Origin of the sequence: Geomonas sp. Red32 (assembly GCF_023652955.1) — a bacterium.
Taxonomy (GTDB): domain Bacteria; phylum Desulfobacterota; class Desulfuromonadia; order Geobacterales; family Geobacteraceae; genus Geomonas.
In genome coordinates this window covers 73960-87573 of record NZ_JAKLOY010000007.1, presented here as the reverse complement: position 1 = coordinate 87573, position 13614 = coordinate 73960, and the positions used below count along the sequence as shown (strand labels likewise).

Annotated in this window: 8 protein-coding genes; all 8 read right to left on the bottom strand. The window is 65.3% G+C overall.

Annotation, left to right across the window (positions count from 1 at the left end):
- Nucleotides 1-55: 55 nt before the first annotated feature.
- Nucleotides 56-3130, bottom strand: a complete 3075-nt coding sequence (locus tag L4X63_RS17490) for an Ig-like domain-containing protein (protein WP_250679944.1) — start codon at nt 3128-3130, stop codon at nt 56-58.
- A 667-nt stretch (nt 3131-3797) separates the two neighbouring features.
- A complete protein-coding gene (locus L4X63_RS17485) occupies nt 3798-5501 on the bottom strand; it encodes a right-handed parallel beta-helix repeat-containing protein (protein WP_250679943.1) in 1704 nt (567 codons plus the stop codon).
- A gap of 13 nt (nt 5502-5514) precedes the next feature.
- Nucleotides 5515-6861: a glycosyltransferase family protein gene (locus L4X63_RS17480; RefSeq protein ID WP_250679942.1), complete on the bottom strand. Its 1347-nt coding sequence runs from the start codon at nt 6859-6861 to the stop codon at nt 5515-5517.
- Entirely contained in the window at nt 6858-8714 is a 1857-nt protein-coding gene (gene asnB, locus L4X63_RS17475; RefSeq protein ID WP_250679941.1) for an asparagine synthase (glutamine-hydrolyzing), read from the bottom strand. The genes L4X63_RS17480 and asnB overlap by 4 nt, the downstream gene beginning before the upstream one ends.
- Nucleotides 8714-9883 carry a glycosyltransferase gene (locus L4X63_RS17470; protein WP_250679940.1) on the bottom strand — a complete coding sequence of 390 codons (1170 nt, stop codon included), beginning with the start codon at nt 9881-9883 and terminating at the stop codon, nt 8714-8716. Before L4X63_RS17470 ends, asnB begins: the two co-directional genes overlap by 1 nt.
- Nucleotides 9880-11283: a phenylacetate--CoA ligase family protein gene (locus tag L4X63_RS17465; RefSeq protein ID WP_250679939.1), complete on the bottom strand. Its 1404-nt coding sequence runs from the start codon at nt 11281-11283 to the stop codon at nt 9880-9882. The genes L4X63_RS17470 and L4X63_RS17465 overlap by 4 nt, the downstream gene beginning before the upstream one ends.
- A gap of 30 nt (nt 11284-11313) precedes the next feature.
- The gene (locus L4X63_RS17460) at nt 11314-12444 is read right to left on the bottom strand and encodes an acyltransferase family protein (protein WP_250679938.1); all 1131 of its coding nucleotides are present in this window, start codon (nt 12442-12444) and stop codon (nt 11314-11316) included.
- Nucleotides 12431-13612, bottom strand: a complete 1182-nt coding sequence (locus L4X63_RS17455) for a glycosyltransferase (RefSeq protein WP_250679937.1) — start codon at nt 13610-13612, stop codon at nt 12431-12433. Before L4X63_RS17455 ends, L4X63_RS17460 begins: the two co-directional genes overlap by 14 nt.
- Nucleotides 13613-13614 lie beyond the last annotated feature (2 nt).

Sequence of the window (13614 nt, the reverse complement as noted above, 5' to 3'; positions counted from 1 at the left end):
GCGCAGGATGATTCCTGCGCCCCGTTGGGGGTGGGCGATGCTGCCGGCTGGAGGTTTAGGGAGTACGGATCTCGACGATGCTCAGGTTGTACATGTCGGCGGCCGGAGCGGTGTCGTTGATGGCGGTACCGGTCCCGGTGGAGGCTACCGCGCTACCCATCTGCACCCAGTAGGTGTCGGAGGTCGGGGAGAGGAACTGATGCACCATCTTCTGGCCGGAACCGACCGTCCTGGCGACCGCGCCGCTCCAGTCGTTGCCGGTACCGACCACCAGCGAGTTGGCCTTGGTGGTGGTCAGCGAGGCGTTGGGGGCGCCGGAGGCGGAGTTCCCGCCGCTGACTGCGCCGATGGCGGCCGAGCCGGTAGCGGTCCCGGTGAAGGCCATCACGGTGATGGAGCGCGAGGAGACGGACTGGTTGAGGTTGGCGGTCACGGTCCCGGAGAACTTGGAGGAGGCCCAGGCGTACCAGATCTCGGAGGTGCCGCGCTGCACGGCGGTGGCCACCGCTTTGGTCCACTTGAGGGAGGTGCCGCTGTTGGTCACGGAGCTCACGTAGCTGTTGGAGCCGGAGGAAGGAGCCGAACCGGTGATGAAGGCGACCAGCAGACGGCCGGAGCCGGAGGTGGTCAGGGTCGGGGATGCGATGGAGCGGCTGGTGCTGGAAGAATCGCGGTACACGGTCTTGTCGACGGCGATGGAGGTCGTGGCGTTGGCCACCGGCAGGGTGATCATCACGGAGTCTACCTTGGAGGCGGAGACGTTACCGGCGGCGTCCTTGGCCCAGCCGTAGGCGTTACGGGTACCGGCGGCGGAGAAGGTGAAGCTCGCCGGGGCGGCAGCGCTCCAGCCGGAGGCGGAAGCGGAAGGCTTGGTCGAGCTTTCGGTGATCAGGTAGCCGGTGACGGCCACGTTGTCGGTCGCACTGAAGGAGGTCACGGGGACGGTCAGCGAGCTGGCGGTGGAGGGCATCACGAAGTACCCGATCGCCGGAGCGGTGGTATCGGCCACCACGTTGGCCACGGTCACGGTCACACCCGAGGTGGAGCCGACGTTGCCGGCGGCGTCGTAGGCCTTGGCGCTCACGGTGAAGCTGCCGTTGGCGTAGGAGGTGGTGCTCCAGTTGAAGCTGTACGGGGCGGTGTTCACCGCGGCGGCCAGGGCGCCGTTAAGGTAGAACTCGACCTTGGTCACGCCGACGTTGTCGGAGGCGGAGGCGGCCACGGTCGCGGAGCCGGATACGGTGGAGCCGGTAGCCGGGGAGGAGATGGAGACCACCGGAGCGGTGGTGTCGCTGATGTTCTGCACGTTGACGGAGATGGAGCCCTGGCCGACGTTACCGGCGGCGTCGTACGCTTTCACGAGCAGGGTGTGGGAGCCGTTGGCAACCGCGGAACTGGCCCAGCTGAAGCTGTACGGGGAGGCGGTGTCGCTGGCGGCAAGAGCGCCGTCCACGTAGAGTTCCACTTTGGTCACGCCAACGTTGTCGGAGGCGGAAGCGCCGATCGAGACGGTACCGGAGACGGTGGCGCCGGCGGCCGGGGAGCTGATGGAAGCGGTAGGAGCGGTGGTGTCGGCAACGGGGGCGCCGGTGCCGTAGATGTCGGGTTTGGCGTTGCCGAGGTAGCCCCAGATGTAGTCGGTCAGCGGGGTGGCGGAGGAGGTGGCCAGGGCTGCGAAGCCACGGTTGCCGCCAGGGCCGGTGGCGTTGTAGGAAGCCAGCTTGGCGGCCCACATCTGCTCGTTGGCGTACGGCCAGAGCGGGGTCGAGGAGACCGAGTTCCAGTTGGCGTCGCCGTAGAAGACGCCGGTGCCGCCCAGTTGGTACATGATGGTGGCGCCTACGCCGGCCGAGGCCAGGGTGGAACCGCTTTCGATGCGGGGGAGGTACTTGAGCCCCTGGGTGTAGAGGTTGGCACCGGCGGAGAAGGTGCTGTAGCTACCGGCACGGCCGGCGGCGGCGCCGGAGGCAAGGTAGACGGAGACCGGCGAGCTCCAGGTCTCGGTGCCGTTACCGTCGAAGAAGGTGTCGGCGCCGTTCACGGTGTAGAAGAGATCGTGGGTGTGGTTGAGGGCGAAGCCGTAGTTCTGGCGGACGTCGAGGTAGCTGTTGGCGCCGATGGTGTTGTAGCTGGAGTTGACCGTGAAGGGGCTGGAGAAATCCTGGGACATGTGGAGACCCATGTCGTTGTCCCAGCAGACGTTGTTGGTGACGGTGTGGGTGCCGGTCCCCTTCTCGGACCAGTAGCAGTCGATCAGCGGGTTGTTGAGCACGATGTTGCTGATGAAGGAGTCGTTTTTATCGCTGGCCGAGCTGCCGCCGCCGGTCGCCATGCCGTGGAATTCGCCGGAGGAGGAGTTCCAATTGCCGTCGATGATGATGTTGTTCTGCATGACGTTGGTGTCGGAGCCGTAGAAGCGGAGGCCGGCGGTCATGTACTGGGCCGGGGTGTTGTCCATGCGGACCACGATGCGGCGGAAGATCATGTGGTTGGTGCCGACCGGGTTGCCGTTGTAGTCTTCGGGTTTGGTGTAGAAGCCGTAACGGCCGTAACCCCAGACCCAGCAGTCTTCCACGAGACCGTAGGAGGAGCCGCCGGCGATGGCCGCGATGGGGACTTCCCAGGTCACGTTGGCGGGCATGCCATCCTGGAAGCCGCAGTTGGAGATCCAGGCATGGTCGCCGTACCAGATGAAGAGGCCGTTGCCGCCGTTACGGAAGTGGATGCCGTCGAAGTGGACGTAGTCGCGCTTTCTGCTCGCGGTGTTGATATTGGAGACCGCCAGGTACTTGTACTGGGAGTCGATGATCGCCTGGCCTACGTGCTCGGCCTTGATGGTGGTGAAGTTGCCTGCGGAGCCGCTCGGGGGGAGGACGAAGATGCTGGAGTATTCGGAGATCATGTTGGCGTCGCCGGTGTAGACGCCGTCCTTGAGGATCAGGGTGTCGCCGGAACCCATGAGGGAGATGCCGGAGCTGACGTACTTCTTGGGGCTGGTGGCCGAGCCGTTCCCCGAGTCGCTGGCGGCGTTGGGGTCGACGTAGTAGGTGGCGGCCAGAGCCGAGGTGGGGACCAGCAGGGCAAGGGTCAGCATGGTTTTCATGATGCCTTTCGCGATGGTCTTACGCATTTCTATCCTCCGTTGAGTGCCTGGGCGGCGCATCTCGTTGCCCGCCCTTCTGTGTTTGGTAGAGACCTTTGTCTGGGTGCGTTTTTAAAAACTCTTTGTTTGTCGGGAACTTCTCTATCCCGTTCGGAGCGCGCAAAAAGAGTGTTCGCATTCAATGCTGCGATGGGCGGTAAAACCCGGTCTGGTTTTTGGTGGATTCAGTAGGAGGCTGGGGGGTCTACTCGTTGCTGCCAGTGCTGCCGGAGACGTTTGCTTCCATGGTTCGTATCTTGGTCCCTTTTGTCATTGCGCACAGTGTTTCAAATCACCGGGAACCAGGTTGTCAGTGCCTCTGTTTCTCTCGTTCCCGCTTGCACACTTTATCCACTGGCAAAGGACGTGCCGCCCGGGTCCGGACATCCTCGGGGCAGGCAAGGCACCGGTATCATTGAAAATTGGCAATGAACAAAAAAAGAGGCGGGGGGTGGAATCTTGCGCAGCGGGTGCACACGGGGGGGGAGACGCGCGGAGCCCATTCGGTAAGCGATTGAAAGGAGAGGATTATTTCGGAGAGATACGGCCAAAGTTCGGAAACTGAACAATGATCACCGTTTGAACAGCAAAGGGAGGCGGGAGGGTAAGCCCGGCCGGGCGACCGGGCTCCAAAGGCGGAAAAGTGTGATTCAAATCACCGGCCGGCGTAGATGTCGGGCTTGGGATTGCCGAGATACCCCCAGATGTAATCGGTGAGCGGGGTGGCCGAAGCCGCCGCGAGCGCCGCGAATCCCCGGTTCCCTCCCGGGCCGCTCGCGGTGTAGGAGGCCATCTTCGCCCCCCAAAGCCGCTCGTTGGCAAACGGCCAGAGCGGGACGGCCGTGGTGGCGTTCCAGTTGGGGTCGCCGTAGAAGGAGCCGGTCCCTCCCAGCTGGTACACGATGGTGGCCCCCACCCCCGCCGCGGCCAGCGGGGAGCCGTTTTCCACGCGGGGGAGGTACTTGAGCCCCTGGCCGGAGAGGTTGGCGCCGGCCGCCTGCGCCGTGTAGCTCCCGCCCCGCCCGCGGGCCGCTCCGCTGGAGAGGAAGACCCAGACCGGGGAGGCGAAGGTCTCGGTGCCGTTGCCGTCATAGAAGGTGGTGGCGCCGCTTCTCGTGAAGAAGAGGTCGTGGGTGTGGCTCAGGCTGAAGCCGTAGTTCTGGCGGACGTCGAGGTAGCGGTTCATCCCCACCGTGTTGAAGCTCGTGGCGACCGCGAAGGGGGGGACGAAGTCCTGCGACATGGCCGGACCGATGTTGTTGTCCCAGCAGACGTTGTTGCTGAAGGTGTGGGTCCCGGTCCCCTTCTCGGACCAGTAGCAGTCGATCAGGGGATTGTTGAGCACGATGTTGCCGTAGAAGGCGTCGTCGCGGTCGGAGGCGGAGCTCCCCCCGCCGGTGGCCAGCCCATGGAACTCTCCCGAGGCGGGATTCCAGTTGCCGTCGATGACGATGTTGTTCTGCATGACGTTGGTGTCGGAGCCGTAGAACCTCAACCCCGCCGTCATGTAGGCCCGCGGGGTGTTGTCGAGCCGGACCACGATGCGGCGGAAGATCACGTGGTTGGTCCCTACGGGGTTTCCGCGGTAATCCTCGGGCTTGGTGTAAAAGCCGTAGCGCCCCTTTCCCCAGACCCAGCAGTCCTCCACCAGCCCGTAGGAGGAGCCCCCGGCCAGGGCGGCGATGGGGACCTCCCAGTCGGCGCTCCCCGGCATGCCGTCCTGGAAGCCGCAGTTGGAGATCCAGGCGTGGTCGCCGTACCAGATGAAAAGGCCGTTGCCGCCGTTACGGAAATGGATGCCGTCGAAGTGGACCCAGTCACGCCTGCGCCCGGCGGTGTTCATGTTGGAGACCGCCAGGTAGCGGTACTGGGCGTCGACGATCGCCTGCCCCACGTGCTCCGCCTTGATGGTGGTGAAATTGCCGGGGGTACCGCTCGGGGGGAGGACGAAGACGCCTGCATACTCGGAGATCATGTTGGCGTCGCCGGTGTAGACCCCGTCCCGGAGGATGAGGGTGTCGCCCGGAGAGAGGAGGGAGAGCCCGGAGCTCAGGTACTTCTTGGGACGCTCCGCGGAGCCGTTGCCGGAATCGTCGGCCGCCTGGGGATCGACGTAGAAGGTGGCGAAGGGGGTCGAAGGAGGGGGGCTGCTCTGGGTGGTGGTGCCACCTCCCAGGTCGGCGCTGGACTTGCCGAGCCCACCGCAGGCGGCGAGCAAAAGGACGAAGAATCCCACCAGCCAGGTGACCGCCAACGTCTCCCCCTGCCCCCTGGTACGCCACCGGGCCTCCCCCTGCCTCTTGCGGTGCCACCGCGCCTCGCCTTTGCTTCCCCGTCTCCATCCCCATGCCATGGCCATTGCAATTTCTCCCCTACTCCGTTTGGCGGCACCCTTCCCGGCGGGGAAGCATCAGCAACGGATGCCTCCCGGCTACTTCGTCGAACACCTTGGCCAGTTCCGCGGTCAGGTTCCTCCTGGTGAAACGCGATACGTCTTCCGGTTCCGCCTCCCTGAGCTTTCCGGCCGACTCGGTGAGATCACGTAGCGCCTGGAGCACCTCTTCGCTTCGGCCGGACTCGATGAGGGTGAGGTTCCGGTAGTTGCCCCGCAAAAGCTCGGCGGTCTCCCCCGGGGGGACGATGGCCAGGATGTGGCGGCCGGCCGCCATGTACTCGAAGGCCTTGCCGGTGATGATCTTCTCGGCCCCGGGGAGGTTACTCAGGGTGAGTAGGAGGAGGTCGGAGGCGGCCAATTCGCTCATGATGGTGCGGTGCTCTGCGTAGCCGTGCAGGGTGATCACCCCCGGATAGCGCTCTGCCAACCTTTCCACGGAGGCCATCTCGTCGTCGACCACCCGGCCGAAGATCTCCACCGAGAGCCGGTCCGCAAGCCTGCCGCTCGGGTCCCCCTCCAGGAACATCTCCAGGCCGCAGAGGAAGGTGGCAAGCGAGGTGGCCTTCCAGACGGTCCCCGCGTAGGTAATCCTGATCCGCCCGTCCTCCCGCACCGTGGGGACGAGATCAGCCAGGTCCTCCTCGTCGTAGCCGTTGGTGATCACCGCCCCCTTCCCCATGGCCGCCTTGGGGAAACTTTGCTCGATGGCGTCGACGTAGCTCGTGTTGGCCGCCACCAGCTTGCGGCAGCAGGAGACCGCCAGCCACTCCAGGAACCGGTCCACCGTGGTGGCCAGTCCCCCCTTCACGCTGTTCTCCCAGGTCTGCCGCGAAAAGGACCACTCGTCGCGGTAATCGAGCACCGACGGGATCCCGAAGAGCCTCGCCACCAGCACCACCGGGATGAAGGAGGAGAAGGGGGGAGCCGAGACGAAGACGAGCTCCGGCTTCTCCCGCCAGAGGATGCGGATCAGCTCCCGGGTGAGCCCCGGCCACCAGAGGACCTGCAGGTCGGGGAGCAGGAACTGCCCCACTACCTTCTTGGCCAGCCGGGCGAGGAGTTTTTTTACGCCGCCGGAGGCTTGCGAGACCCGGCTCTTGGCGGCGTAGGAAGGTTCGAGGGTGCGGGCCCGGAAGACCTTGACCCCTTCGGGGATGTCGGCCAAAAGGGAATGGTCGAGGACCGGGACCGAGGGATTCTCCACCGAGAGGACCATCGGCTCCCAGCCGGTCTCCCGCAGGTACTTGACGAACTTTACCGGACGCTGGACGCCGGCGCCGCCGACCGGGGGGAAATTGTAGGAGACGATCAGCGCTTTTCTCATGATAGGTACTTCTCCTTCCAGGCCTTGAAGACCAAAAGCGACATCACCAGCCGGGCACCGTCGGTCCCCTCCCGCCCCGCGAGTGCGGACTCCACCCGGGCAGGATCGAGCCACGGGCTCATCTCCTCGGGAATCCGCATGGAGGCGAGCGCCCCCGCGAGTTCGTTGCCGAACCACTGGCCGACCGGGACCGGGAACCCCATCTTCTTGCGGTCCACGATCTCCGCGGGGAGCTTTGGCCGCATCATCGACTTGAGGACCTTCTTCCCGCACCCCCCCGCAAGCTTCAGCCGGGAGGGGAAGGAGGTGGCGAGCTCCACCATCCGGTAATCGAGGAAGGGGACCCTGAGCTCGATGGAGGCCGCCATGGTCATCTTGTCCGCCTTGACGAGAAGGTCGTCGGCGAGCCAGGTCTTGGCGTCCACGTAGAGCATCCGGGAGAGGGGATCGGGCAGATGGGCCACCTTGGCGAAGTGGCGGGCGAAGGTCTCCTCGAGGTAGCCGCCCCGGCGGGATTGGAAGCCGGGGGCGTAGAGGCGCTCCTTCATGCTCCCGGTGAGATAGCTGGAGGTGCCGTGGTAGCGCTCCTCAAGCCCGAGGTTCAGCCAATCGCCGTACTTGGCGGGCTTGAGACGGCCGTCCAGCCGCGCCGCCCAGCGGGCCCCCTTGAGGAGGACCGGGGGGACCACCCGCTGCAGCCGCTCGATCTTCAGCATCAGGTCGTAGAGGTAGTAGCCGGCCAGGATCTCGTCGCTCCCCTCCCCGGAGAGAAGCACGGTGGCCTTCTCCCGCGCCATCTGCGAGATCCGGTAGAGGGCGATGGCGGCGGGCTCCACGATCGGCTCCTCGGCGAACTCGACGAGTGTCCGGAGGCTTCCCAGGAAATCGTCCGGCTCCAGCCGGAAGACGTGGTGCTTGGTGCCGAAGCGCTCGGCGACCTGGGCGGCGTACGGCTCCTCGGAGAAACTCTTGGTCTGGTCGTAGCCGACCGTGAAGGTGTTGACCGGGCCGGCCAACAGCTCGCTCATGGTGGCCACCACCGCGCTCGAATCGAGCCCGCCGCTCAGGAAGACCCCGAGCGGGACGTCGCTTCTCAGCCTCAGCGACACGCTGTCCCTGAAGAGCTCCTCGATCCGCCCCTGGTACTCCCCCTCCGGTAGCGACAAGGGCTCCACCTGGGCGAAATCCCAGTACTCGGTCTCCTCAAGCCTGCCGTCCCGGTAGGTCAGGAAGTGGCCGGGGGTGAGCTTGCGGATCCCCCGGAACATGGTCTCCGGGCCGGGAACGTAGCCGAGGCTGAAGTAGGCGTCCAGCACCCGCTCGTTAAGTTCGGAACGGACCTTCCCGGTGGCGAGGATCGGCTTCACCTCGGAGGCGAAGACCAGGCTCTCGCCGTCATGGTAGTAGTAGAACGGCTTGATCCCCAGCCGGTCCCGCGCCCCCCACAGAAGCCGCCGGGGGCGGTCCCAGAGGGCGAAGGCGAACATCCCGTTGAAGCGCCCGAGACAGCCGGTCCCCCACTGCTCGTAGGCGTGGATGATCACCTCGGTGTCGGACTTGCTCCTGAAGCGGTGCCCGAGCTCCACGAGCTCCTGGTAGAGCTCGCGGTAGTTGTAGATCTCCCCGTTGTAGACGAGCGCGATCGACTGGTCCTCGTTGAACATCGGCTGGTGGCCAAGGGGCGAGAGGTCGATGATGGAGAGCCGCCGGTGGCCGAGCCCCACCCCCGGTTCGGTCCAGTAGCCGGCGTCGTCGGGGCCGCGGTGCCTCATGAGGTCGGTGCAGACGGCGACCTGCCTCTCCTCCACCGGCCGGTCACGGTCGGCATGAACGATTCCGAATATCCCGCACATCAGCTCACCACCCTTTCGAAGACGCCGATGACCCGGTCGGCCACCTCGCTCCATGAGTTGGAAGAGCCATGCCGGGAGATGGCGCTCCGGTTCCACCGTGTTCTCAAGGCCTCCTCGAGCCCGGCCGCCAGCGCGACCTCGTCCCCCGGGGTCACCAGCACCCCGCACTCCGGCTCCGGCACCAGGTCGGGGATCCCCCCTACCCGGCTCGCCACCACCGGCGTCCCGCAGGCGAGCGCCTCGATCACCACGTTCGGGCACCCCTCCCAAAGCGAGGGGAGGCAGAAGATGTCGGCCGCGTTGTACCAGCTGCAAAGCCCCGCGTGGTCGAGGTTCCCGAGAAAACGGACCCGGCCGGCGATGCCGAGCCGCTCGGCAAGGGCGGTCAGCATGGGGCGCAGCGGACCGTCGCCTGCGATGGTGAGGGTGAGGCTCGCATCGTCCAGGCGGGCAATGGCCTTGAGAAGATGGTCGAGCCCCTTTTCGCCGGAAAGCCGGGAGACGGTCAAGACGGCATGCTCGCCGCTCCCCACCCCGCAGGCGCGGCGGGCACCCTCCCGGTCCAGCGGATGGAACTTGCCGCAGTCGATGCCGTTGGAGATCACCGTCACCCGGGAGGGATCCACCCCGTACTCGTCCACCACCTTGTTCTTCAGGTCGTTGGAAACCGAGATAACGTGATCGAACTCCTTGAGGTGCTTCTGCACGATCCGGCGCATGGGGCAGTCGTCGAAGAAGTAGATCGCCTCGTTCCCCCGCACGGTCACCACCGTCTTCTTCCCGAGCCGCCTGGCCCACGCCAGCCCGCCGATCCCGTCCGGGTAGACCCAGTGGAAGTCGAAGATGTCGAAGTCGTGGCTGCGGGTGAGACGCTCGATGTAGGAGGCCATCGAATAGCCGTAGAAGCGGGCGTCCATCCACTTCAGGTAGCGGGGAATCACGAAGTAGCGCGGATGGTGGACCAGGAGACCTTCGAGCATCTCGGCCTCCTCCAGCCCCTTAAGCCCGCGGTACTTCTCGAGCCGTTCCATGAAAGGGAAGGAGGGGACCGGGGCGATCATGGTGAGATCGGTCTTCTCCGCCACGTGCTTCAGGCGCTCCTTGACGAAGACCCCGACGTGCGGCTGTACCCGGTTGGGAAACATGTGGCAGATGGAGGCAACTTTCATGGACGCTCCGTGGAAAGGGAAGTGGCGGCGCCGAAATGATCGTTCGAGAGCCGGGAGATGGTGAAGCGGAACTTGCCGGAGGCCTCCACGAGCGACTTTTGCACCTGGTTGACCTGCACCCGGACCGACCCTCCCAGGCAGAGGCGGATCTTCTCGAGCACCGGGTCGAGCACGGCGGGGAGATAGCCCGGGCCGGGACGGACGTTCAGGGTGACCAGGTCGCGGCTCTCCTGGATCAGCTGGAACTGCTCGATGCCGGGGAGCCCGTAGAAGAGGTGGGTGAAATACTCGCCGTGGACGAGTGCCCCCCGCTCGTCGATTAAAAAGTCGCTCGTGCGCCCGGTGACACCGTCGATCAAGGGAAGCCCGCGGCCACAGGAGCAGAGCCGGCCGGCGGCCACCCCGACGTCCCCCATCCGGTAGCGGACGAAGGGCATCCCGTAGTTCCAGAGGTCGGTCACCACGATCTCGCCGGACTCCCCCGGTTTCGCCGGGCGGCCGTCCTTGAGGATCTCCACCACCACGTTCTCCGCGTTGACGTGCATCCCCTCCCCGGCCCGGCACTCGCTCGCCACCAGCCCGACCTCGCGGGAGCCGTAGCGGTTGAAGACCTTGGTGGCGAAGGCCTCCTCGATGGCGGCGCGTTTCTCCGGGGTGAGGGTCTCGGCCGAGGAGACGAGCCCTTTGATCTTGAGGGGGGCGAGGTCGAGGCCGCGGTTTTTCACGATGCGGGCGAAGAGGTAGGCCACGTTCGCGTAGGCGACCACCATGGAGGGGCGGACCTTTTCGAGGCTCTCCAGGCAGCGGAGGACCTTCTCCTCGGAGATGTCGAAGGCGTTGAAGCCGAAAGCGCGGTAGAGGTAGCGCTCGACCAGGCGCGCTTTCAGGGGGGGCTGAAGGTCGAACTCCCGCTGGGCTCCCCACAGGGTCGCGTAGCTCTCCCCCGGTTCCCATCCGCACCACATGTCGTGGCGCATCTTGTCGGCGCTCCGCAGCCGGTTGCGCTGCCGGTCCTTGAAGAAGCTCGTCGGCTTCCCGGTCGATCCCCCCGAGGCGTCGGCGATCAGCTCGCTACGGGGGATGTTGACGGCGATCAGCCGCTCCCGCTCCTGCTGGAGATCCTTCTTGGCGAGGGTCGGTATCCGTTGCAGATCGTCCTCCCCGCGGAAGTCGTCCGGGTGGAAGCCCGCCTCGTCGAAGCGCTCGCGGTAGAAGGGGACGTTGCGGTAGCAGTGGGCGAGGAGCCTTTTCATGCTCGCGAACTGGATCGCGCGGATCTCCTCCGGCGGGAGGTACTGGCTCTTCTTGAGCTCCGCGAGCCGCCCGAGATCCACGTTGCGGGTGATCCCGAGGTAGGCGGGGAAGAGGATCTTCTTGTTTATCCGGTCATACAGGGACATGCTCCCTCCCGAAAATTGCATAACAGCCGGTCACTTGGCCTCCGGCACCGCCCCCGCCGGCACCCGTTCCCTTCGCTCCCTTCGCTCTCCGAAGCGCAGCGAATCCCGGAAACGCCCGATGGGGATCTCGACCAGGTACCAGGAGGCGACCGCCACCGCAACGGTGATGGTGGAGTAGGTGACGAACTTCCCGATCAGGTTGGAAACCAGGAACTCCAGGTGCAACGGTTCCAGGAGGTAGGGCTTCGCGACGTACGGGACGAAGTTGTGGTAGAGATAGAGGCCGTAGCTGATCTTGCCGAGGAACAGGAACGGCTTCCACTCCAGGAAGGCCCCCAGGCGTCCGGTGAACCCGTCGGTGGCCTTGTTGAACGCCCAGCAAAAGCACATCCCTTCCAGCGTGCGGCTGAAGATGGCGAAACGCCCGGCCATCTCGAAGGTCATCAGCACCGCGTCCAGTAAGAAGAGGGATCCCCCCACCCACAGGCAGAAGCTCATCACCTTGGCGATCGCCTCGGGACGGGACTTCCGGTACATCTTCAGGTAGGCGAGCACTCCCCCCATGGCCAGCAGGTCGATGTTCCCCAAAGCATGCACGAAGGGGAGGATCTCGTTGGTGCCGCTCTCCATGCAGTACAGGCGATACAACGGGGCCACCCCCATGGCCGCCACCAGCACCGCGGGAAGCCACCGCTTGGGGGTCAGCAGGATCACCAGCGGCCAAAGCAGGTAGAACTGCTCCTCCACCGCCAGCGACCAGAAATGAGTCACCGAACCGAGCTCCCAACCGTGATCGGAGAGGTAGAGGTTGGAGAGGTAGCTCGCGTGCCACCCGATGGAGTCCCTGACCGGCGGAATATCCAGCAGGTAGCCGATCGCCAGGGTCAGGTAGAAGATCGGGAAGATCCGGAGGCTCCGCCGCACATAGAACTCTTTGAAGGCCGTCCCGCGGGAGACGATGCCGGCCTCGTAATCCTTCCTCCCCTTGAGCAGCAGCCCGGTTATCAGGTAGCCGCTCATGACGAAGAAGGCATCGAGGGCGGTGGAGCCGAGGTAGATGTCATGGCCGAAGATGGTTGGCTTCGGCAGGTGCGTACTGACGAAATGAACATAAAAGACGCTGAAGACACCGAAAGTACGAATGGCATCAAGCTGTTTCATGTACCTCATCTTCTTTCCCTCCCCTCCACGCCGGCCAGCCGATCTCGTATCCGGTCACCCGGCGGTACAGCCGTTGGTACTCTTCCTCGTAACTCGCGATCATGGCGGCGATGGAATACCGCTCGGTCACCAGGGCCCGCCCCGCGTCCCCCATCCGCCGGGAGAGAGACGCATCCTGCAGCAGCGCCTTCAACCGGTTGCAAAGGGCAAAGACATCGTCCTCGGGGACCAGGTAGCCGGTCTTCCCCTCCACCACCACCTCGCCGGTCCCCACCGAGCGGGTGGCGATCACCGGAAGCGCGCTCGCCATCGCCTCCAGGATCACGTTGGAGAGCCCCTCGTGCTCCGCCTTGCTGGTGGAGACCAGCACCGAGCTCTCCGCCAGAAGGGCGGGAATGTCCTCGCGGCGGCCAAGGAAGCGGACGCGGCCGGAGAGTTTCTCCTTTTCCACGAAGGCCTCCAGCTCGCCCCGGTCCGGGCCGTCCCCCACCAGCCAGAGCTCGAATTCCGTCCTGAAGCCGGAGCGGACCAGTTCGCTGACCGCCTTCAAAAGCATCAGCTGGTTCTTCTCCTTCTTGAGGGTCCCGACCGAGCAGATCACCCGCTTGCCGGCCGAGCCGAACCCCTTCCCCCCCATCCCCGGGGCGAAACGGTCGAGGTCGACCCCGTTGGTGATGACCCGGATGTGCTCGGCGGAGATCCCGAGGGTGCGGACCACCCGTTCCTTCAGCCCCTGGGACACCGAGAAGAAACTGGTGGCGAGCCGGGCCAGCATCCGCTGGGCCAGCACCTGGTGAGGGCGGGAGAAGATCAGCCCATGCTCGCCGTTGATGATCACCGGGCAGCCCGCCAGCCGGGCCCCGACCACCCCGTCCCAAGCGCCTCCTCCCCAGCCGTGGGTGTGGACCACGTCCGGGCGCATCCGTCTGAAGAAACCGGCCACGGTGAGGACGCGGGTCAGGTCCCGCCCCTCGGGAAATCCCAGGCACTCCACCCGCACGTCGCCAGCCAGGCGCCCCTCCATGGGACCGGTCCCCTTCAGGCAGCAGATCATCGGCTCGATCCGGGAGCGGTCGTGTCCGTTGCAGAGGTTGACCACCCCGTTCTCCATCCCTCCCACCTCCAGCCGGGAGACCACGTGGCACACCTTCAGTCGCTTGCCCGTCATGG

Excerpts from the sequence above, each read along its gene's own strand:
- L4X63_RS17490 (WP_250679944.1), bottom strand. The coding sequence starts at position 3,130 with ATGCGTAAGACCATCGCGAAAGGCATCATGAAAACCATGCTGACCCTT.
- L4X63_RS17485 (WP_250679943.1), bottom strand. The coding sequence starts at position 5,501 with ATGGCCATGGCATGGGGATGGAGACGGGGAAGCAAAGGCGAGGCGCGG.
- L4X63_RS17480 (WP_250679942.1), bottom strand. The coding sequence starts at position 6,861 with ATGAGAAAAGCGCTGATCGTCTCCTACAATTTCCCCCCGGTCGGCGGC.
- asnB (WP_250679941.1), bottom strand. The coding sequence starts at position 8,714 with ATGTGCGGGATATTCGGAATCGTTCATGCCGACCGTGACCGGCCGGTG.
- L4X63_RS17470 (WP_250679940.1), bottom strand. The coding sequence starts at position 9,883 with ATGAAAGTTGCCTCCATCTGCCACATGTTTCCCAACCGGGTACAGCCG.
- L4X63_RS17465 (WP_250679939.1), bottom strand. The coding sequence starts at position 11,283 with ATGTCCCTGTATGACCGGATAAACAAGAAGATCCTCTTCCCCGCCTAC.
- L4X63_RS17460 (WP_250679938.1), bottom strand. The coding sequence starts at position 12,444 with ATGAAACAGCTTGATGCCATTCGTACTTTCGGTGTCTTCAGCGTCTTT.
- L4X63_RS17455 (WP_250679937.1), bottom strand. The coding sequence starts at position 13,612 with ATGACGGGCAAGCGACTGAAGGTGTGCCACGTGGTCTCCCGGCTGGAG.